Here is a 23607-nt window from a genome sequence, read left to right on the forward strand (position 1 = left end):
ACTTTTAATATTGAAGTATCACGAAATACTCACAATTGAATCACGTTTTAACTGTGCATTTTATTTAGCTGCTCAATTATTGAAACACTTTACATGACTAAATTTTATTTTTAGGAAATACTATACTTAATCTGATGGTTTGTTAGTTAAAAGCATCAACCTTTAGTGTGTAAGTGTTTTTTTATATAGAGGTTATCAAATTTTGAGTTTTTATTTGGTTATTGGCAATAAAGATTACGATATTTATCAGGGTTATATTTACCTAATAAATATTATGCTAATTAGTTTTCTAGCCTTTTTTATCTAGAAATAAGGGGATAGTGAGTTGTTTTAGGAAGTATCGCTTCGTTTTATTATTTTAATTAAGTTAATTATTTGTGTTTTAGTTTTTTATTGTTTTGATAAGTGGTACGGTTTTATGTTGCCTAAGTTGCTATCCTATTGTTTTATTTGACTTTTAATTGTTGCCTTTAAGTGTCATTTAGTTAAAATAAGGTTTCAATATAACTTTTTATTGGGTCAAAACACCCGATTTTAGTTTTAAACGGATGTTTGATTTACTAAAAATAAGTAAATTTCAAAAGGATTTATTAAATGAAAAAGACAAAGTGCTTTGCATTGTGTTTAATCGCAACCTCTATTTTAACTGCGTGTGGCAGTGATAAAGACCCATCTAGTACTAGTGAAACACCTAAAGTAGTAGCCAATACAGCACCTTCAGTAAATGCAGGAGCTGACCTTATCGTAGATGAAAATCAATCTATTTCATTTACAGGAACTGCTGAAGACTCAACCGGTACAATAGCAAGCTATGCATGGCAGCAAACCTCAGGGATTGATTTAGAGCTTAGCGGCTTAGATACAAGCACCCTTTCTTTTACATCGCCAGAAGTAGATGAAGAGCAAGTTGTTGTATTTGAATTAGTTGCTACTGATGATGGTGGTTTAACTGCATCTGACTCTATTTCAATTACTATTAAAAATGTACTAGTAGAACCAACATTGAGCTTAAACGAAAGAGTCACTGTTGAAGAAAATACAGAAGTAGAAATTACAAGCAAAGCAGAAGATTCTAATGGCTCAATAGTGTCGTATGCTTGGCAACAAACTGACGGCATTATCATTGAAATTGATAACTTAACTAATGATTCTTTAAAATTTATTGCTCCAGAAGTTGATTTTGATACAACGTTAACTTTTGACTTAACAGTGACTGATAATGATGGCCAAACAGCTACAAGTAGTGTTTTTGTTGATGTGACTAATGTTGCCGCAAGTGTTATGTCTATACCTGGTGGTAGTGAAAATATTGTTATAGATGGGCAAACCGTTGAAGCAGCGCTGAATGAAGTATTAGTACATTTAAACGATGATGTTACAGAAGCTGAATTAGAAGCTGTTTTTGATGAGATTAGTAATACTGATGCTGGAATCGCAAGTTTTGATGATGCATTAAAAGTATTACAGATAAGAGTTAGAGAAGGCGCTTCTGAAAATAGCTTGATAACAAAAATTGGTGAAATGGGCGGCGTTAGGCATGCAGGTTTAAATACTGTTATAGAGTCAAAAAACTTAAGTCTGATTAGTAATTACAATCATGTAATCAAAAATAAAAACACTGTAATACAATATATTGCAGAGGAAAGCACTGATGAGCCTCTTTTTTCTGGAGATTATTGGGTTAAAGCTGTAGCCGCAGATAAAGCATGGGATGCATTACAAGAACGTACTTTAGCGCCAGTGACATTAGGTGTTGTTGATACCGGTATAGGTGCAGGACAAATTAGCATTGAAAGTTCTCGCTTAACTCGTCTACGCGCACAAGAGAATGGCCAATTTGGTGTTGTTGAAGGTGATGATACAGAAACTGATAGTTCTCATGGGTTGTGGGTATCTAGCTTTATTGCAGGACATAACACGAGCGAAGGCAGTGCAGTGTATGGTGTTGATCACAGTGCCAACTTAATACATACCGATATTTATGTTAAGCGTTGTAAGGATGGATCAACTACTGAAGAGTGTTCATCTGAATCTCCTATTAAAACTTATATAACAGATTTAATAGCAGGAACTAAGGCGACTATAGATAACGGTGCGAGCATTGTAAATATATCTTGGGGTGATACAAGCACTTGTGCTGACGACTCACAAATTAGATTAAAAAGTAATAGAAATTGGCGTCTACAACAAACTAACTTAGTGGAATACGCAAAAGAAAAAGATGTATTACTCGTTTATTCGGCTGGTAATAACTGTGAAAAAAATGATGATCAACTTTTAGTTGATATCAATGATATTGCCCAAGATGCTTGGCAAACAAATACATTGATTGTAGCGGCAACAGATGCAGATGATAAAGAAACTGATTTTACACGTATGGGTAACGTCGTAAATATTGCAGCTCCTGGTGATCAAATGGGGTGGGGGAATACTGATGGTAGCTTAGGCGTAGGTACATCATTTTCAGCTGCTTTAGTAACAGGTTCTGCAGGGATTGTGAAAGGAATTAATAGTTCATTAAAAGCAGCGGAGATTAAAGATATTTTAGTTGCTACATCTTCTAATTTAACGCTTTCTGAAGAGTCAAAAGCGCTAGGCACAACCGGTCCTACGCAGTTACTAAATATTCATTCTGCAATACAAACAGCCGATTTAACTGTTGATTCTGTTTTAGAAGTTAAGGCTCCAATTGCTTTATCTAAAGGGGATAAAACTACTTCGCAATTAAGTTTTACCTTACCTGCAACTACTGTGACAGCAATTGATGTTATGTTTTTAATTGATGTTAGCGGTAGTTATGCTGATGATATAGCCAGTTTAAAAGAGCAAGCTGACAAAATATTAGAAAACTTATCTGGCCGTGGAATTAATGTTGCTTTTGGAGTTTCTGCTTTTTCAGATTTCCCTATTGATGGATATGGCAGTGAATACGATGGTGATGAAGCGTTCTATTTATTACAGTCGATGACAACGGATATAGATGCCGCAAAAATAGGTATTAACAATTTAACTATTTATTCAGGTAATGATTATCAAGAGTCACAGTTAGAAGGTTTGTACCAAGCTGTAACTGGGGCTGGTAGAGATATAGACAACGATGGAAATTATACTAGTTTGGGTGATATTGAACCTATGAATATTGGTTGGCGTGAAGGTGCTTTAAAAGTTATTTTATTAGCGACAGACGCGCCATTTCATGATTCAGATATAGATGATAATTACCCAGGTGCGGGCAAAACTGAGGTCATCAATATATTACAAGAAAAAGGTGTGACTGTATTTGGATTGCAAAGCGGCTCTATTGGCCTAGCTACAGATGATTTAGATTCAATTGTGTTAGCTACTAAGGGACAAACATTTTTATTGTCGTATGATAGTAACGAAATTGCAGCGACTATTTCTTCAGCTCTTGATGAGGCTTTAAAAGAAATCGATCTCTCAATTGAAGTGATTTCAGGGGAACAGTGGGTTGAAACCATTACACCAGTCTTAATTGAGAACGTTAAACCAAATGAAGAAGTGACCTTTGAAATTAATTTGAAAGGGATTAAAAATGCCTCTCTTGAGGAATTAAATTACGAAGTGATACTTTGGATAAGAGGTGATGGTAGCGCAGTTGTAAGAAGGGTTGTAATTCCTATTACAGTTCCAACTTTAGCCGATTAATTTAGACAAAATTAAATGATTAATAAAGCCGATATTGAGCGTTGCTCAATATCGGCTTTTTATTTAATGGGCCAAATATGAGTAGTACTAATACTTGCCATGCTTTTAGTTTGTTGTTTATATAATTGATTTTTAAGTGTATTACTTCTTACAAAAGTTTATTTTTTCTTTAGCATAAGTGATTTTTAAGATTGAAGTATCACGCAATACTCACAATTAAATCACGTTTTAACTGTATATTTTGCTTAGTTAAAACTTAATTTGAACACCCGCTCAAGTTGTGCTTTAATCGTTGCTCAATTATTGAGGAACTTTACATGATTAAATTTTATTTTCACCATACTCCTAACCCAATGAAGGTTGCACTCTTTTTAGAAGAAACAGGCTTACCGTTTGAACTTGTTCCTCTTGATACTTTAAAAGGTGAGCAGCATACACCTGAATTTAAAGCAATTAATCCAAACGCTAAGGCGCCAGCAATTGTTGATGGTGAAACTCGTGTGTTCGATTCGAATGCTATTTTAATGTACCTTTCTGAAAAATATGGAAAGCTAGAAGGCAAGAGCGATGACCGCGCTGAAATGCTGTCATGGTTAATGTTTATCGCATCTGGTTTAGGTCCGTATTCAGGGCAAAGTGTACACTTTAGACACATGGCGCCAGAAGGGCTTGATTACGCGGTTAATCGCTATTTACGTGAAGCGCAGCGCCATTACGAAGTACTTGATACTCACCTTGAAGGTCGTGACTTTATTGTGGGTGATACGTATACCATTGCTGATGTATCTGCATGGGGCTGGATTGATAAAGCACCGGTTGTATTAGGTGAAGAGGGCTTAGCACCGTATCCAAATCTTAAGCGTTGGTTTGAAAGCATTGATAGCCGCCCAGCGGTTGCACGTGCACGCGTAATTGGTACTGATGTAGCCTTTAAAAAAGAGTTTGATGAAGACGCTAAAAAAGCGTTTTTCCCTTCAAATTACCCTAAAGTATAAAAAGTACTTAATTCTAAACAGCAGATCAGCTAGCTGATCTGCTGTTTAGTATTTCATGGCTGTGTTAGCACCTCTTTATTTTCATCTGCCACGAATAAATTAACTTCCTCTGTGTGCTGGCTTACGCTATTTCTTTTTAGGGCGATATATAGGTCTGAGTGAATATATATACCTTCTTTTCCCGACTTCATTCCTGCAATTTCAAACCACGAAAGTAGTTGGCGTTTTCTACCTGCAAGCTCAAGCCTTATATCGCGCTTTTTAAATATAACATCTAGATCGGCAAGCATTGCCATTACGCTTAAATCCAAGTGAGTAAAGCAGGGCACAGCATCAATTATTACACAGTGGGTGTCGTCTTTTTGCCTTGCGTATTGCTCAAGTAATCTGCGTTTAAAGTAGCTGGCATTAAAGTAAGTTAAAGGTGAATTAAAGCGGTAGATAAACACGCCTTGCACTGCTTTTGCTTTATCTGTGGCGTCTAAACTTCTTACTACACCGTTAACATCTACGCCGAGTATATTGTCAGTTGGGCGCATAACAGTGCGAATAAATTGAAATAACCCCAGTAATACAGCAAGTGTGATCCCTGGTATAACGCCAATAAATAACACCGCAAGTAAGGTGGCTGAGGCGAGATAAAATGCCTGTTTATCTTTTCGTTTTAATTGCCAAACCGCTTTTAAATCGAGTAAATGAACAGAGGCAATAATAAGTACAACACCTAGCGCTGCGCTTGGAATAAATTCAAGTGGGGCTGTTAAAAACACGGCTATGACCGCAATAATGGCCGCTGCTATTATTGATACTAACTGCGTTTTACCACCCGTTGCATCGTTAACAGCGGTGCGTGAGTCGGCGCCACTGACTGCAAAACCTTGCGAAAGAGCTGACGCTATATTGGCAATACCTAGCGCTCTAAATTCTTTATCGGCGTCTATGTCGTAGCCATTTTTAGCGGCAAAGCTGCGGGCAGTTAGCATCATACTTACAAAGCTCACGATGGCTAAGTTAAGTGCGGGTACCACTAACTCACGAATAATCCCTAAATCAAAAACAGGGGTATTAAAAACGGGAAGCCCGCCAGTTACGGTACCAATGGTTTTTATATCAAGTTGTTTTAAATCAAAAATCCATACCAAAAGCGCACCAAAAGCTATGGCGAACATAGACGCAGGCCACGTGGGCCTTATGCGCTTCATGGCAAAGTAAACCGCCAGTGTAAACAAAGCCATTAGTAAGGTGGGAACATGTGTTTGCGCTAGATATGTGGGTACACCACCTAGGCGTTCAAGTAGGTAGCGTTCGTCAAAGGTAAAACCAAATACTTTAGAAAATTGACCCACAATAATAGTGATAGCCACGCCGTTTAGTAAGCCCATTAAAATAGGTTTAGATAAAAAGTCGGCTAATACACCTAACTTAAATTTACTGGCTATAAAGCACCAAAAGCCGGTCATAGCGGTCATTGTGACAACAAGTTGCCAATGCTTAAAGCTGTCGCCTGCAGCAAGAGGTGTGACTACTGCTGCAATAACGGCGCAGGTGGCGGCATCAGGGCCGACTATTAATTGCTTAGAAGTGCCAAAAAGAGCATATAGCATCATTGGCAGTATGCAAGAATATAACCCTACGGCGGCGTTAACACCGGTTAGTTGTGCGTAAGCAATGGCAACAGGTAAAGCTACCGCAGCTACCGATAGCGCCGCTCTTACATCATCAGCAAACCATTGTCGCTCGTAGTGCAGCAATGTATCTAAACCCGGCATAAAATTATATAAACGCGACAGCACTTCAGTATCCTTGCTAATAGTTACAACGTTTTGATAGTAAATTTAATATTCAAATAAGTATAGCTAGGAGGGGGGTTATTTTAATAAATTGCAGGTGATTATTTATCAAGATATTAAATTTATAATTTGGCAGAAAAGTTAATTATAAAAGTTAATGCTCCTGAGGCGTTTGTCTTTTTAGTCAGATTATGTGCATGGTATTAATCTACTGATATTGAACGCCTCTGGAAGTAACCAAATCTAAAATCTAGTTTTTAATTTTTTAAGATTATTTAGCACCACATGCTGGATATAACTCAAGTACTTCTGTTACTACTTGTCCAAATAAAGCTTGTTCTTGCTGTGTTAAATCTATAGCAGGAATAAATGGCATTGTGTCTGTTAATTCCGAGGTAATGATTTGATAAAAGGTCATCGCTGTAAGGACATTGCCAGCATAGGATGCGTGATTACCGTCGGCACTATGAAGGTTTATACTAGGCATTATTTCTAATACTCGATTCCATACAAAGCCAACAGGCGCTATGCAGCTAGGTTGTTTTTTACTGATTGATAAATGGAGGTCGTAAACCTGCTTTGCTTCTGCGGGATCTCCTTTTTGAGGATGCTCTGGAAATAAAATTGGTGTAATTTTATGCTCTTTTGCGTTCGAGATTAATCGCTCCGTTGCACTTGTAGGGTAGTCAGTCGAACCTGATTGTGAGTACTTTTGTCCTTGAAAAATAGCATGACTCCAGTTATCACTTTTTAATTTATCGACATTCGTATCTACTGCGACTATTTCATCTAAAAATCGGCCACTGACAGTCATCGTTTTAACTGAAGTATTAGGTAGTTGAGCTGTAATAATCGTGTTTAACAACCCCCCTAACTGTGAACTATGGCTATTACCATAGATAATTATTTTGTATTCATTTAAAGGGCTGTTATTAATGATTGCTGTTGTTTTTATTATTTCAGTATTTACAGCCACTTTTGTTTTACTTCCCCCAGATCCGCATGCTGTTAATAATAGTAATGATAATGTGATTGATATTGTTGTTATATATTTTAGAGACATTGTTAATCCTTTTTCGTACCAATTATGAGTACGGTTTTAGAATACTAGACACTTTATAACCAGGCTGCAAGGTTGCTTGATTTTTGGTGGGATTTTTATGGTGCTTAGTTTGTGCGCTAAAGGTGAAGTGCAGGAGGTTGATATTGTTTACGCGTTATCTAAATTTTAGTTTGGAGTACTATTCAGTGATAATTTTATTGCTTTAAATAAATATTCAGTTATAAAAATTGTGCTGTGTTTTAACACAAGTGTCACTTTTTTATAGACGTAAAAAAGCCTGCATAAAAGCAGGCTTTAGTTTCTAGGGAAAATTAAAATTTAGCGCGAATACCAAAGCTGTAACGGCGATCCGCTTCAGTGTACTTCCAAGCACCACCTAGTTCAGATAGGTAGATTGAAGGCTCACCCGTTAAGTTGGTCGCATTACCTACTAAGGTCACGTTTTCGTTAATATCCCAGCTTGCAGAGAAATCTAACTGGCCTCTGTCGTCACGGTAGTTATTACCGTAAACAGTGCCTTCTGCTGAAATGCTGCCGTCTGAGTTAATATTTTCTACGCGTTTCTCGTTTTCAGTATCTAAGAAACTGTCACGGTAGTTATAAGCGATACGAGTAGAGAACCCTTCGTATTCCCAAAATACTTGTAAGTTGTACGTATTTTTAGAAATATCTAATAATGGGTTGCCGTTTGGTTGTTCGCTGTCTGCATACGTGTAGTTTGCATTAACACCTAAGCCAGAAAATGCACCAGGTAAGCTTGTGAAGAACTGTTGGTAACCAACTTCAAAACCTTGTACTGAACCGTTTTCACCGTTTACATTTTTAACTGTATCAATACCCGTTAGTCCTGCATCACGCAAGCCTGCAACATGGTTAAAGCCATCTATATCTACAGGGTAGTCAGTCGCATCTGAGTAAACTAGGTTGTCTTGAGATACACCTGCAACGTCAAGCTGACATACTTGGTTCCACTGAGTTACGTTTTGACCTGTTGAAGTGCTTGATGCAGCTACACAGCTACTTTCGTTACTTAAGAAAGACTCAACATCTTTATAAAATACAGCGAAAGATAGTACGTTACCTTCATCAAAGTAATGCTCTACAGATAAGTCGTATTGCGTTGCACGGTATGGTTCTAAATCAATAGAGCCTTGCGTTGCACCTGTAATGTCATTATTAACGTCAAATGCAGGGCTTAGCTCGCTAAAGTCAGCGCGGCGCATAACTTTTGCAGCAGCAAAGCGGAATAATGTTTCGTCTGAGTAGTTATACGTAACGTTTAAGCTTGGTAAAAAGTCGCTGTAGTCATTGTCGCCAGTTACTTTTTCGCCATTAAGAAATACGCTTGATTCTAAATCTGTAGTCACATAACGACCACCCACAATCGCAGTGATGTTATCAAAGTCTAAGTACGCTGATATGTACACAGCTGCTGTATCTTCAACTACGTTGCGGTATGCGCTTTCTTGGAACTCTTGGTTATCTGAAAGACTCCCTGTTGACGCTAGGTTAGTACCTGCAAGTAACTGCTGAAGTTGAGCGTAAGTATTTGCAGGGTTAGATAAACCGTTGTAGCTTAAAAACGTTAGTAGGTCATTTTGTCCCGAATGACCTAATTGGTCAAAAGAGTTGTCGTGGCTAACTGTTGTGAAGCTATTTGAAAAAGCAGCGTTGTAGTCATCAACCCATAAAGTAGCTAATGAACCATCTGAGTCGTTAAATGCATTTTTGTAAATGTCTTTAATTTCTACTTTGTATTGCTCATATTCGTAATCGCGGTTAGTAACACGTACACCTGCTTTTACTTTAGATACCCAGCTTAAGCTGCTGAGAGGTTCAAACATTTCAACGTCAAAACGAATAGCTGTTTCGTCATTGTCTGTTCTTCTATCTTCACTTTTAAACGTACGTAGTGCTAAGTTTTGTGGGTCAGTAAATGCATTTGGATCTGAATGAATGATGCTTGGTAATTTATTACCGTCTTGAGAAAATGCACCATCATATAAATGATTTGTTAGCTGAGTTCCGCCACTTGCTTCAAATGTTGATTTTTCGATTGGGCGAAGTGTAAATTCAGAATCAGGTCTTACGCTTTCTGATGATGCTACTGCAATTTCACCAGAGATTTTTATACTGTCAGTAAGGTTCCACTCTGCACCAAGTGCATTCGAAAACGAGTCAGTTTCACGAAAGTCACTGTATGTTTTAGGGATACCAAATTCGTTTGTTAGCGTGTAATTATTTACGCCGTTAGCATCTTGAGTTGTATTTGCATCTGTTGATAGTGAACCCGCAACACCTAATATAGAGTTACCACTTTGCTCACCAGAGCGTTTAGTGCCACTTAAATCTAGATACACCATGCCATTACCAGATTGTGGTGCCCACTGAAGTGATAAATTTACAGCAGTACGTTTACGTTGTTCTACATATTGCTCAACACTGTGCTCGTCTCGTACGATAGCGTTGCCACTTGGTGTATTACCTTCTTGGCCATTAATATCAATGTCTTGAGGTTTAACACGGCTAGACGTTTCATCTTGGCGAATTTCACGATCTTGATACGAAAACATAGCAATGGCACCAAAGGTACCCATTTCGTCAAAGTCCCAGTTGTTACCAAGTGAACCACTAAAAATAGGTGCTACTTTTTCTGTTTTATCTGCATATTCACCATCTAATGAAACTGCACCAGTTAGTTTATCTAACTCTAATGGGCGAACTGTTTTTAAGCTAACTGTTCCGCCTAATGCACCTTCAATCATATCGGCAGTAGGAGACTTAACTACTTCTACTGTTTTTAAGAAGCTTGATGGGTAATCTTGTAAGCTAATACCGTCACGAGAGTCGCCAATAGTAGAGCGACCGTTTAATTCAACACGGTTTTGAGGTAAGCCACGAATCGAAACACTGTCACCCACACCAAAATCGGTATTAATAGATACACCAGTAATACGTTGCAGTGCTTCTGCAATATTATTATCAGGTAACTTACCAATGTCTTCAGCAACAATCGCATCTACAATACGTCCGTCAGTACGCTTAAGCATAGCGGCGGCTTTCATACTACCTAGCATGCCTTTTACTTCAATAACTTCAATATCTGCAGCTGCCGTTTCTGAAGCTGCCGGAGCCTCTTGCGCTGCAATAGTAGAAGAAGCCATTAATAAAAGGGCTGCTGCACTGATTGTTGTAGAGCTACTTCTTTTATGTTTATTAATTAATGTTGAAGTAATTTGATTGAGTTTCATGTATCTCTCCCGTTTGGGTACGACTTACGTCATTGTGTGTGTTGTTACTTGGTTTGGTTAACCAATTTAACTGCTGTTTCCCTGTAGCGTGTCATACAGGTGGTGTGGTTGAAATTAGTCCAATTCAGCTTTTATTACAACCTTTGTTTACCAAAAATTCACAAGGTGTATTACAAAGTGTTCTTTTATTTTGCTTATATTTAATAAATTTAATGGCTTATGGTGTATTTTTATTTTTTATATTTTGAGTGAATTTTATTGAAGTATGTTTACCAAAGGCGTTTTTTTATATTATTTGTACTATTAAATACACTTTTTAGTGCTGTTTTTAAATTTTATGCCGTACTTTTATACGTATTTAGTTTGTTTTTTAAGTGATGTTAAAATAATGAGATGTTCATTAAAGGTTGGCTATGGCTTATAAATTTGCGAAATAGTAAGGAGTATAAAATCATTCAATTTTATTTTGGTTATTTGTTTTGGTAATACCAATTTTCTATTGTTTTTATATGAATTTTGTATTAGAGCTTACTGATACATATCTATATATGATTATAAATAGAGTGATTTTTGCGCAAAAAAAAGCCCAGCATATTAATGCTGGGCTTTCTTAGATTAAATATATTAGCTTTTTAACTCGCCTGTAGATGATTCTAAATGGGCTCTAATAAACCACTGAAATTGCTCTAGGTCAGCTAGTTGGCTGGTGATCATATCTTCAGACACCGGATCTAATTCAGAAAGAGTCTCAATTGCTTTGCGGTGATCGCCATTAACGCCGTTGTATACTTTATCAAGTGCGGCTAAATGCTCGGTTACTAACCCTTTACCTACTGAGTATTCGTTCCATGTACGACGATCTACAATTGATTTAGGCGTACCAACGGGCACTCCACCAAGAGTCGCAATTCGCTCTGCAATTGTATCTGTCATTTCGCGCACAATGTCTACTTGTGGGTCTATCATTTCGTGTACGCCAATAAAGTTAGGTCCCACTACGTTCCAGTGAATATGCTTTAAAGTAAGCTGTAAATCTATCAATGCAACCATGCGGTTATCTAGCGTAGCTATTGTTTTTTGAGCTGATTCGTCACTCATACCTGGCGCGGTAAATTTAGTTGTTTTGTTTGATTCGTTATTGTTACTCATAATTTCTCCTACATTAAGTAATGTGTTGCTCATATAATATGTTGCGTTATGAGCATGACTTAAACTTAATGAAGCAACTGTTATGCCGTAAGCTGATTGTTTTTAAAAGTGATTTAAAAACATGTGGTTATGTTTTTATTTAAGATTTTAGAGGCTGGAGGGGGGATTGAATTTTTGAAAAGCCTGCATACATTTGTAAAATCTGCAGACTTTAATTTAATAACGCTTAAGTGTATTTAAACTTTGGCTATATATTCGTGCGCTTTTAAAACATCGAGCGACACTATTTCTAATGATTTTTTATTTGTAGCTTCAAGTACCACTGGTGGCGCAACGTTTGCTGAAATAGCATGAAGCCATCTTACTGCACACAAGCACCATTTATCACCGGCTTTTAAACCTTCAAAATCGTAAAGAGGGTTTGGGCTTATTAAGTCGTTACCTTGTGATTTTGAAAATTGTAAAAACTCGTCAGTCATAATTGCACACACACTGTGATTGCCAAGATCTGATTCTGGTACATAACAAAATCCTTCACGTGTGTAGCCACCATTACCGCAACATAGTTTTAAACGTGTGCCAAGTACATTAAATTGATTCGCCATGAAATACCTTAGTTTGTGGTGTTTAATAAATTTACTCTATCAGGAGTAACTCGCTTGAGATAGCTATAAAACTTAAAAGAGAGAAGGGGGTCTACACAAACTTAAGCCCGCAGCAAAATTGCGGGCTTAGTATTATTTATTTAATACGCAGTGCCATACAATCGCTATGGCCGTTTATGATCATGCTTTTATCAACACGTACGCCACCACCAGAGTATTTTCCGGCGGCTGTAAAACTACATATTTGTACAAAGTAGTCATCTACTTTAGGCAGTGCAAATAGTTGTTGGTATATTTGGTCTTGCTCGGCAAAGTGCCCCATTGTTTTTTCTATAACTTGCTGCTTTTCATCAACAAGTTGAATATTAGCGCCACATCGTCCTACTATTGGTTTAACTACATAACCGGTTTGTAATAACTCGTCGTTAAGCTCAAACGCGGTATTAAGTAAATATTTATGATTAGGAAATAAACTCCACAGTATTGGTAAAATAGCCTTGTTACTAGGAATTAATGTCCACAGCGGTTCAAACACCATGACATTTTTACGCAGTAATACATCGACTAAGCGTGGCGTTTCACCAATTTTGAATTGTGGTTCAAAGTTATCACCTAATGATTGGTCGGCTTCACATTCTTCACGAATTTGATCAAGTGCGGTTTCCCACGACCAGGTTTTCCACACATAGCTCAGCTGTGAGCCGTCTTCATCTACTATGTTGCCTGATTCATTCCAGCGAAGTGTGCTTAAGCCAATTACTAACTTACACTCAAAGCCCGCGGCTTCAATGGCTTCTTTCATAAATAATGCGTGGTAATGCTCTTCTGGTTCATCATCTTGCAGAATATGAACAAGACCTTTTACTTCACTTTTACGCCATGCTTTTACGAGATCTTTAAATAAATTTTGGCCTGCATCTACACCTGTTTTAACACCAAAGTGTTTTGCCCATTTACCCTGAACTTTGCCGCTTTCCATGTAACACGATGCCGAATCGCAATTGTATTCGTAAACTTTTAAACCTGCTGCTGTTAAAGCAAAGTCAAACCGACTGGTAATTAATTGGTTTAAGCGGTTATCCCACGATTGGCGAATTTTATTAATCACAACATCGGGTAAATTAAACTTTTTTAATAACTCAGGGTGCTGCAGTACATAGTCGGTTGCATGCATAAATAAGCCATGCAGCTCATTTGTTGCATGCTCAATGCTTTGCTGCGCCGTTTGAGATATCGCAAAGTAATTATGTTGATCCTCAGCTACTGATGTAAGTTTATGGCCTTGCATCATTTCTACGTAGGCAGCTTCATCGTCATTCGCAATATTTAACCATGACTTGTTTGCTTGGCCTGTATCTACTGCTTTATGGGCTTCTATAATAAATAAATCAGTGTTTAGCTCAGACGTTGGCTCAGCATATTCTGTTTCATCAGTTTGTGTCATCCAGCCTAAAATAGTGGCGTCGCTGTAAGAGCACTCAATCCAATAGTCGCCATCTTTAGTTACTTTTGCTTTTAGTTCACGGCACCAGTTTTGATTTGTTGGCCATATTTGATGTCCTACATTTTGCTCAGCAAGGCGTATTTTATCTTCGTGCACTTCAACAACGATAGCAACATGGCCTGTTTCTTCAAACTCGCCGCCTTCCTCCCAAATAAGTAAACTACCTACTTGAGGGTGATGTTTAGCACCATTTTTAAACGCGTTTAGTGGCAATCTGTTTTGGCTATTTACATCGCGCACTGAACGCAGCTCAAAAATATCGTAAGCCATAGCAATATCATCAAAAATATAGCTATGGTTGAGATACATCCATCGACGTGCAAATTCAACGCATTGCCATTTATAGCCCATGTAAATGCCATCAAGGTAACTACGATAGGCGCTACGATTAGGATAAATGCTTTCGTCAGCCGTATCATAATCAGATGAATACACAGCAACATTACCAGGTGCATAACCTAATAAGGTACCAAAATCACTAGCAGGAGCAGAAGATTTCATAAACAAAGATGTTCAAAATAAAGGTGTGATAATTTGCTGACTATATGAGCGAAACTGCGTTATAGCAAGATATAAAATATGTTTTTACGAAGGGGGATAAGTAAAAAATCACTCATTCATTAAAGAGTGAAAATACGGGAGAGTACTTTTACTAATAGTGTTAGGTTTGGTGCTTTTTTAATTGTAACTGGTTGAAATTTATTAATATTTTTGAAGTGATTATTATTGTTTAAATCTCAACTAAAAAATGGAGAAGCTATAGGTAACTTCTCCACTTTTATTATTCATATTTAGTGATTTTTATAATATGTAAAGCAGGTTAACGCGCCGCTAAATCATTTCAGCATCTATATGGCGTATTAGGTTTGATACCCAATTAACATATTGGCGGTGAATTTTTTTGCCGTTGTAGTTTAAGTTAATAGAGTCTTTATAGTTGATTGAGTATGCCGTTTTGTCATACGCAATATCGATAGTTAATTGGTGTGTGCGAATATCCAGTACACCTTTTATTTTACCTTCACTCATAGGCGTACACTTCCAACCAAGCTGAATACATGCCTTTAGAATGCCTTTTTCTACGTCAGCTTCACTGTTGGTAATTGTTGATGTTTGTGGAATAGGGTTTTGTTCAAAGTCTCTTACTGCAATAGATGTTGAACAACCAGCAAGTACAGTAAGTGTTGCCGCTGTAAGTAAAATTGAGTACTTTTTCATAATAATCCTTTGTTTTAATTTCATCCAATTGTGTTGTCTCGCCAATATATGCGCGCTTAGGTGAGATTATCGGTAAATTTATAGATGAGTGCCAGCAGTAATTAGAAAATTAAGAGAGTTAACCGAGATTTATCTCGGGTATTAGCTTTATTTATGAACAAGTTAAAGTTGAATTATTTAAGCTGTAGACCAAAGGTTAAAGCAAAATTATGTGTTGAAAGATTTACGTGAGCGATGACATGTTTTGAGGGAACGCTCTTTCTTTATGTTTTAAATTACTCCTATAGTCGTACTTTAGTTAATTTTTTGTTAAACTATTGCGCTTAGTATGGATTGAAGTCAGTTAAAAGTTTTTAAAACAGGAAAAACAATGGAAGACATAATAAACAACATTGATATTAATCAATATTTACCCGCTGCAATTACGTGGGCAACCAACATATTACTAGCGATTGCAATTTTGCTTGCGGGCTTATGGTTAGCGGGCAAAGTACGCAATTTAATTATTGGCTTATGCCATAAATACACTCATCTTGATGACACGCTTTTTCGCTTTTTAGGCAGCATGGCTCGCTACATCATATTAGCGTTCGTTATTATTGCTGTGTTAAATCGCTTTGGTGTACAAACGGCCTCTATTATTGCTTTGCTAGGTGCTGCGGGACTTGCTATAGGCTTGGCGTTACAAGGTGCAATGTCGAACCTTGCCGCAGGCGTTATGCTACTTGTTTTCAGACCTTATAAAGTGAATGACTTTATTGAGGCCGCAGGGCGTTTTGGTAAAGTAACAGAAGTAGATATGTTTACTACTATTTTACAAACGTTCGATAACCAACAGGTTATTATTCCAAATAGTCAAATTTGGGGCGCGCAAATTATAAACCATTCACATCATCCAATTCGTGGTGTGGATATGCATTTTGGTGTTGCTTACGGTGAAGATACAACGGCTGTACGTAAAGTTATAGATGCCGTACTTGCAGCGCACCCACACATACTAAAAGATCCAGCTCCTTTTGTTGAAGTAGAAACTCTTAACAACAGCTCAGTAGACTTTTTAGTAAGACCTTTTTGTAAGGGCGAGCATTACTTCGATATTCTTTATACGGTGCCAGAGTTAATTAAAAAAGCACTGGATGAAAACAACATCGAAATACCTTTCCCACATCGTAAAGTTATTTTAGTTAACGAAAGCAAAGATTAACTAAATTTAAAACGGTTTAAACCTAAGGGCACTTTTAAGTGCTCTTTTTTTGTGTGAAAAAGTTACATACCTGTGTAACCTTTTCTTTTATAAACCACTTCAAATACTACATTGTTATCTGTACAGCCCTTTTTTACTAGGTTGGATGGCTGGTCTTTATTTTGCATTTGCATAGTCGCTTTTAGCTTTTAAGCTCATAAAAACTATTGACCCATTAAATCAAACTGTATGAAGGACTAAACATGGCTGAATCATTTAAATACGCAGGTAATAAAGGGCATGGCGGTGAATTGCATCAAAAAGCGTCGGATGAACACCCTACCATGACCACCACGCAGGGCTGCCCTGTAAGTGACGATCAAAATTCATTACGTGCTGGAAAGCGTGGCCCAGGATTATTAGAAGATCACATAATGCGCGAGAAGATCTTTCACTTTGATCACGAACGCATTCCTGAGCGAGTAGTGCATGCACGAGGCTATGGTGCACATGGGTACTTTGAAACTTACGACACGCTTGAAGATTTAACCTGTGCAGATATTTTTCAGCGAAAAGGTGAAAAAACCCCAGTATTTACTCGTTTCTCTACAGTTGCAGGTAATAAAGGGTCTCCAGATTTAGCACGTGATGTACGTGGTTTTGCGGTAAAATTTTATACCCAAGAAGGAAACTGGGATTTAGTAGGAAACAATATACCGGTATTCTTTATTCAAGATGCGATGAAGTTTCCAGATTTAGTTCATTCAGCTAAAGCCGAGCCAGATCGTGGTTTTCCGCAAGCGCAAACAGCACATGATAACTTTTGGGATTTTGTGAGCTTATCGCCTGAGTCAATGCACATGGTTATGTGGGCAATGTCTGATAGAGCTATTCCGCGCTCTTTACGCTTTATGGAAGGTTTTGGCGTTCATACCTTTAAATTTATTAATGCCAAAGGTGAAGAGAAATTTGTTAAATTTCATTGGAAACCAAAAGGCGGCATGCAATCTGTAGTATGGAACGAAGCACTTAAGCTAAATGGCGCAGACCCTGATTTTCATCGCAGAGATATGTGGGAATCTATTGGCAACGGCGACTACCCAGAGTGGGAGCTAGGTGTACAGGTGTTTGATCAGCAATTTGCTGATGAATTTGAATTTGATGTATTCGATGCCACTAAGCTTATACCTGAAGAGCAAGTACCAGTGCAAATTGTTGGCCGTATGGTGCTTGACCGTGTTGTAGACAACTTTTTTGCAGAAACAGAGCAAGTAGCATTTTGTACTCAAAACATTGTACCGGGGCTCGACTTTACACCCGACCCGCTACTGCAAGGTCGTAACTTTTCATACTTAGATACTCAAACTAAGCGTTTAGGTGGTCCTAACTTTACGCATATTCCGGTCAATGCGCCTAAATGTCCAATGCGTCATTTTCAGCAAGATGGCCACATGGCAATGCACAATCCAAAAGGGCGTGTTAATTATGAGCCAAACTCATGGAGCGGCGATGAAAACAACCCGCGCGAATGCCCAGTACATGGCTTTAAAAGCTCAAGCGAGCCTGAAGTAAGCGGCGGTGATAAACTGCGTTATCGCTCAGAAACATTCAGCGATCATTACAGTCAAGCCCGTCAATTTTATTTAAGTCAAACAGAGGTAGAGCAGGCGCATATTCAATCTGCGTACGTGTTTGAGCTGTCTAAAGTTGAGCATTTACCAATACGAGAACGTTTGGTATCGCACTTGTTAAATATTGACGAAACCCTCGCAAATAAAGTTGCCGAAGGACTTGGCTTGCAAGAAATGCCAGACCCAGCTGAAGCTGCTATGCCAACACGTAAAGACTTACCTGTATCTGATGCGTTAAGTATTTTGAAAAATGCGCCCAACACCTTCAAAGGCCGTAAATTAGGTATTTTAGTAAGTGATGGCTTTAATGCAGACATTTTTGAATCGGTTACCAATGCACTTAAAAGTGAAGGCGCAAACTTTGAAATTATTGCCCCACAAGTTGGCGGTGCTAAATGCAGTAAAGGTAAGCACTTTAAAGCTGATCAGGTTATTAATGGTGGTCCATCGATTTTATACGATGCGGTACTTGTACTCACCACTGAAGAGGGAGTCGAAAAACTAGCTGCCATAGCAGAAGCTAAAGACTTTGTAAGTGATGCGTACGCACATATGAAATTTATAGGCTACACACAAGAGGCTAAGCCTTTATTTAAAGCGGCAGGCCTTGATGGAAAAGCAGATAATGGTTGGATAGATTTAGAGGCACATTCAGGCGATAAATTTATAAATACATTACGTAATTTAAGATATTGGAAACGTTAGTAAGCTCAATAATTAAAAAACCACAGCATGTAATTGTTGTGGTTTTTTTTAGCTCACCTAGTTAAGGTATTAGTTCAAGCCAACAATAAAAATTGGATATATTATGAAGCTTAATGGCGCTTGTCACTGTGGCAAAGTGGTATTTACGGTCAACTCAAAACACCCTTATCCTTACAATTTATGTTACTGCTCTATATGCCGTAAAACCGCAGGGAGCGGCGGGTTTATTATTAATTTAAACGCGCAATACAGCACGCTTGAGGTTACAGGGCGTGAACACATAACTATTTATCATGCAAAAATAGGCGATAAAATCAGCCCTGCAGAGCGTCATTTTTGTAAGCATTGTAGTGCTAACTTGTGGTTATACGATGCACGTTGGCCTGAGCAAGTTCACCCCTTTGCAGGTGCAATAGATAGTGAGTTACCCATACCGCCAGAGCGCACTCATTTAATGCTTGGTAGTAAAGCAAATTGGGTAAATGCGCCCATTAATGAAGGTGACAAGCAGTTTGAAGAATACCCTGATGAAAGTATTGCTGCTTGGCATAAGCGTTTAAACCTCGAAAAGTAACGCAATTTTTTGTATGAGCTAAGCTTAAATTTAGGGGCAATTAAACGCATATTTAGTTTATTAAATATTAAAAATCACCGCGTAAGTAAAGGAGAATATTATGGCAGTCCCAGCAATACCAAAAGGGTTTCATTCAGTTACACCTTATTTAATTATGAATGACGCACAAAAAGCGATAGATTTTTATTGTGATGCATTTAGTGCAGAACATGTAATGCAAATGCCTTTACCTGATGGTGGAATAGCTCATGCAGAAATCATAATTGGTGATTCGCATATTATGCTTTCAGATATTGGTTCAGAGGATCATTTAAAAAGCCCTAAAGAACTCGGTGGTACTGCGCTAAGCCTTATGCTTTATGTTGAAGACGTTGATACCGTATTTAAAAAAGCAATTGAGCTTGGTGCAACAGAAATAAGACCCGTACATGACCAATTTTATGGTGATAGGACCGGCACGATACAAGACCCATTTGGTCATATATGGATCATTGGTACACACAAAGAAGATGTTAGTGACGAAGAGTTAAATAATCGAATTGGCGATATAACAAATCAAGAGCAAGACGCATAACTAGCGTGCTTATTAGATTTTGTCCCTTCCTAAGATATGTTGATGGCTTTAATGGGAGGCCTGTGGCTTTTGCTTCAGCTCATCTAGGTTTTGCCTTGTTATCGAAACCGTTTTCTTACCTCAAAATAGCTCACTTAATTAAGCGAATTGGTATAAATTACTAGTTAAATTTTAGGCATAAAAAAACCTCAGCCAATAATTAGCTGAGGTTCAAAAAGTGGTACCAGCGGCCGGACTCGAACCGGCACTCCTTTCGGAAGGGGATTTTGAATTAACCCCGCATACACCAACCCTGTTTATTTTCAATAAGATAGCATACAATACTATAATACTTATACAACATTCTATACAACATTAGGTATTTTTATGTATGAAAATCTAGATAAAGGACTGGCTATTTATCGCCAGAAACATACCAAAAGCTATTATGTCAGATTAAGAATTGATAAAAAAGAAATTAGAAGAAGCTTATCAGTATCAGATATTAGCGAAGCTAAAAGTCTTGCTTGGCGCTTTAAGTTTGATATGGAGAGTAAAAAATTGGCAGGTATACCAATACTTGCAACGAAAGAATTAACTATCAATCAGGCTTTTAAAGAAGTGATAAAAGAGCTAGATAATATTAAAGTTCAAAAAACGATATATAATGATTATCGTTTAGTTATTAATAATTTTATAACTCCTTATTTCAAAAATAAAACGATTAAAGATCTAACATCAAAAAATATTAGATTATATTTTGAAAGTTTAAATCTATCGCTGACAAGAAAAAGAATTAATAACACTTGCTTTAAAAAGTTATTTCAATTTTTAGAAGAAGAGGAGCATATGAAAAAATCAGAAATACCAACTTTGCCAAAAGTTGAAAATAATAAAGTTGAAAATCGTGAAGCTTTTACAACTACCGATCATCAAAAAATAATGAAAGAACTCCAAGACTTTCATAATTTAGGAAAACCAAATTTTAAAACTAAAGAGTATCGTCAAACTTTATATTATTACTTTATCATTCTTTGTGAAACAGGTGTGAGAGCTGGCGAAGAAGTTAAAAGCTTAATGTTTAGCGATATTGAAAAAGATGGCTTAAATCACTTTGTAACAATTACAAAGGGTAAAACCAAAGGATATTCACGATCAAGAAAAATAGCATTAAGTAAAAAAGCATATAACGCTATATTTGAAATAGCTTGTATTCAAAATCCAGAAAAAGATATTAACATTAAGAACTTTACTAATATTAATAAACCAATTCTTGAAGCGTCATTTGGTAAAATCCCTTGTTATATTAGAGTCTTTGGGCTTTTTATTAAACATCTACAAACTAATAACATTATTAAAAATCATTACACATTATATTCTTGTCGTCATTTCTACATTACAACAAAACTTCAAGATGGAGTTGATGTTTATGTAGTTGCTAAATATGTAGGTAATTCAGTAGAGATGATCCAAAGATTTTATGATCATCACACAATCGGGAAACAGGAAAACATCGACAAATTGACGGGTAAAAAATCAGAAGTTATTTTTTAGTTTCTTAATATGTAAATTACATAATTTTAAAATGGCAATTTTATGATTAAGTAAATTACTTATGCTTTTGATCTTAATCTTTTGACCTTGTTTTTAACAGATTTCAAAGGCGTAGCAACTTTGACAAGAGAGGGAATAAGCGTAGCGAAATGTTCATTTACGTAGTAATGACCCTAACTTGCTTTAAGCATATCACTACCTCATTGATGGGCATTTAATTGACAATTTTTAGATATATGGATCTCTGTAATTAGCATTATTATATTTATGGAGAATTTCGTTTATGAAAGATTGGATTGTTACTATTCAACAAAAAACTTTGAAAGAAAAAAAAGCAAAATCAAAAGGTCGAGTTGGAAAAAATGGAAAAATTAAAAAAAATAAAACTTTAGAAAGTAATATTAATTATTTATTAGATAACTCACACAAGAACCACTATTACACTGAAATAACGGACTTAGGGAATGCAAGAGAGACTTATAAAAACATATTAATGCAAGTTGATAAAAGAGCATCTTTAAGAGCTGAAAATAGCATTAGAGGCGGTGGAGTATCTAACGTAGCAAGTTCTTTTGTTCTTGGCTTACCTGCTGATTTAGTACATCCAACCGTTGAACAATGGCGAGATATTCACGAAAAAACATTAAATAATTTTGTTGAGCGTTTCAATGAGTCGATGGAGAACAAACAAGCCAACCATAACGATATTACGCCATTAGAAATTGAAGAAATGAGCAAAAGACAATTAAAAGAATATCATTTAAATACGGAGCGATTTAAAGAGCGTTTAGATATTGATCAAGTTTTAAAATTATCTACCGCTGTCGTACATGACGATAGAAATAAACCTTTTATCGCTGGGGCGACCTCTGGGAGTCATTTAAATATCACCATGTCTAATGTTATGAATGGGGAAGTTATTAAAGCATTGACTCAAAAACAAGCCTTACACGACCTAAAACAAGCTTTTAAATTAGGGGTAAAAGAAACATTAGATTTGGAGTCTTACAAGTATATTCCTGAAATTGCCAGGCAAGAGAATGATCTTGCATATTCTGATGATAATGAGCATTTAAAAACTAAAAAATATGGTGGTGAAACGATCCCTAGAAGTGCGGCATTAGCTAAAAAACGAGAGATTGAAGAACAAGCATTAGCTGAAAAAGAAAAAGCAGCAAAACAGCGTTTGCTTGACTCTAAAGCGAGAATTGAAAAAGAACAAAAAGAAAAATCTGATAAATTCACACAACAAAAAAAATCAACAATCAATAAGTTAAAAGCTCACAATAAAAATAATATAGCCAAAGAGAAAACTTTAAATAAAAAAGAGAAAATCATAGATAAGAAATCTAATGAGCTAACAAATTATTTCAACAATATTTTAGAATCTGATTTAATAAAATCTTTTGTTGATAAGATAATCGCTAGGGGAAAAGCGAAACATATTGGACCTATGGAATTAGTCGATACTGAAACAAAATTAATAAAAGAGTTTAACGAAGAATTAGTTGAAAGTTATAGAGAACTTAACCCCAAAGAGCTTAAAAAGCACGTAGAGCGTGAGAAAGTCAAAGCTGATGAGTTAGCGGTCAAGATCCAAAAAAGACACGATACAAACGAGTTTAAGACTCAACAAGAATTAGATATAGAAAAATCAAAGTTGATTTTAAATACTCCAAAAAAGAAAACGATAAAAGAAAAATTAGTTGGGATTGGAACAAAACTAGGAATGTTTAATTAAGTATAGATAGAAAGTCTTTTAAAACTGTTTTAAAGCCACTTTATTTAAACGTTCATCTAAATAGTAAGATAATTGTAAGTAATACCTTAAAAGTAGTAATAAGATAGATTAGCTTTATTTATTATTTTATAACTCATTTCGTAAGCTCAAATCGCCAAACCAGAAAAGGGAGCTTGCTCCCCCTGCTCTTCAAAATGTTTTTTTAATAAAAATAAATCTCAATTTTACTCTTTGTTAAAGGATCTTTGTTAATAATATGAGTTAGTCTTTTAGTGTGATCTTATTAGGGTAATGACTTAGGGCTTTTAAAAGGTAATGACTTAGGGCTTTATTGGGTAATAAGTTAGGTATCTAGCGTCAATTAACTTGGCCGGTTCCGCGTCAATTATCGTGGCCGGTTGACACCGAATTTCATTTGCTCTTAT

At 36.7% G+C, this 23607-nt stretch carries 15 protein-coding genes; 8 read left to right on the forward strand and 7 right to left on the reverse strand.

What is annotated here, in order from left to right; all coding sequences use genetic code 11:
• Positions 1-594: 594 nt before the first annotated feature.
• A complete protein-coding gene (locus AAEY68_RS18160) occupies positions 595-3666 on the forward strand; it encodes a PKD domain-containing protein (protein WP_350586625.1) in 3072 nt (1023 codons plus the stop codon).
• A gap of 317 nt (positions 3667-3983) precedes the next feature.
• Entirely contained in the window at positions 3984-4661 is a 678-nt protein-coding gene (locus AAEY68_RS18165) for a glutathione S-transferase family protein (RefSeq protein WP_024590248.1), read from the forward strand.
• Positions 4662-4714: 53 nt separating this feature from the next.
• Here the strand turns inward: AAEY68_RS18165 and AAEY68_RS18170 are convergent, their stop codons facing one another.
• The 7 genes from AAEY68_RS18170 to AAEY68_RS18200 all read right to left on the reverse strand — a co-directional run bounded on the left by AAEY68_RS18170 (position 4715) and on the right by AAEY68_RS18200 (position 15241).
• On the reverse strand, positions 4715-6454 hold the full coding sequence (locus AAEY68_RS18170; protein WP_010553094.1) for a SulP family inorganic anion transporter: 1740 nt from the start codon (positions 6452-6454) through the stop codon (positions 4715-4717).
• 268 nt (positions 6455-6722) lie between these two features.
• The gene (locus AAEY68_RS18175) at positions 6723-7514 is read right to left on the reverse strand and encodes a hypothetical protein (protein WP_033026419.1); all 792 of its coding nucleotides are present in this window, start codon (positions 7512-7514) and stop codon (positions 6723-6725) included.
• Positions 7515-7825: 311 nt separating this feature from the next.
• Complete coding sequence (locus AAEY68_RS18180) at positions 7826-10765, reverse strand: TonB-dependent receptor (protein WP_169059817.1); 2940 nt, start codon at positions 10763-10765, stop codon at positions 7826-7828.
• 624 nt (positions 10766-11389) lie between these two features.
• Positions 11390-11914, reverse strand: coding sequence for a DNA starvation/stationary phase protection protein Dps (gene dps / locus AAEY68_RS18185; protein WP_010553097.1), 525 nt, complete (start codon positions 11912-11914; stop codon positions 11390-11392).
• A 236-nt stretch (positions 11915-12150) separates the two neighbouring features.
• On the reverse strand, positions 12151-12519 hold the full coding sequence (locus AAEY68_RS18190; RefSeq protein ID WP_350586626.1) for a DUF2237 family protein: 369 nt from the start codon (positions 12517-12519) through the stop codon (positions 12151-12153).
• Between the two features lie 136 nt (positions 12520-12655).
• Positions 12656-14524, reverse strand: coding sequence for a bifunctional glutathionylspermidine amidase/synthase (gene gss / locus AAEY68_RS18195; protein ID WP_350586627.1), 1869 nt, complete (start codon positions 14522-14524; stop codon positions 12656-12658).
• 330 nt (positions 14525-14854) lie between these two features.
• Complete coding sequence (locus tag AAEY68_RS18200; protein ID WP_350586628.1) at positions 14855-15241, reverse strand: hypothetical protein; 387 nt, start codon at positions 15239-15241, stop codon at positions 14855-14857.
• Between the two features lie 370 nt (positions 15242-15611).
• Here AAEY68_RS18200 and AAEY68_RS18205 point away from each other — a divergent pair, with 370 nt between their 5' ends.
• From AAEY68_RS18205 to AAEY68_RS18230, 6 genes are all read left to right on the forward strand, one after another.
• Entirely contained in the window at positions 15612-16445 is an 834-nt protein-coding gene (locus tag AAEY68_RS18205) for a mechanosensitive ion channel family protein (RefSeq protein WP_010553100.1), read from the forward strand.
• 242 nt (positions 16446-16687) lie between these two features.
• The gene (locus tag AAEY68_RS18210; protein WP_350586629.1) at positions 16688-18760 is read left to right on the forward strand and encodes a catalase; all 2073 of its coding nucleotides are present in this window, start codon (positions 16688-16690) and stop codon (positions 18758-18760) included.
• 103 nt (positions 18761-18863) lie between these two features.
• The gene (locus AAEY68_RS18215; protein ID WP_350586630.1) at positions 18864-19334 is read left to right on the forward strand and encodes a GFA family protein; all 471 of its coding nucleotides are present in this window, start codon (positions 18864-18866) and stop codon (positions 19332-19334) included.
• Between the two features lie 100 nt (positions 19335-19434).
• Positions 19435-19908 (forward strand): VOC family protein, encoded by a 474-nt coding sequence (locus tag AAEY68_RS18220; RefSeq protein WP_024593319.1) that lies wholly within the window; start codon positions 19435-19437, stop codon positions 19906-19908.
• Between the two features lie 366 nt (positions 19909-20274).
• Complete coding sequence (locus AAEY68_RS18225) at positions 20275-21441, forward strand: site-specific integrase (protein ID WP_350586631.1); 1167 nt, start codon at positions 20275-20277, stop codon at positions 21439-21441.
• 283 nt (positions 21442-21724) lie between these two features.
• Positions 21725-23182 (forward strand): hypothetical protein, encoded by a 1458-nt coding sequence (locus tag AAEY68_RS18230; protein WP_350586632.1) that lies wholly within the window; start codon positions 21725-21727, stop codon positions 23180-23182.
• The last annotated feature ends 425 nt before the right edge of the window (positions 23183-23607 follow it).

It is taken from the genome of Pseudoalteromonas sp. RB2-MNA-CIBAN-0110 (assembly GCF_040309305.1).
GTDB classification, from domain to species: domain Bacteria; phylum Pseudomonadota; class Gammaproteobacteria; order Enterobacterales; family Alteromonadaceae; genus Pseudoalteromonas; species Pseudoalteromonas arctica.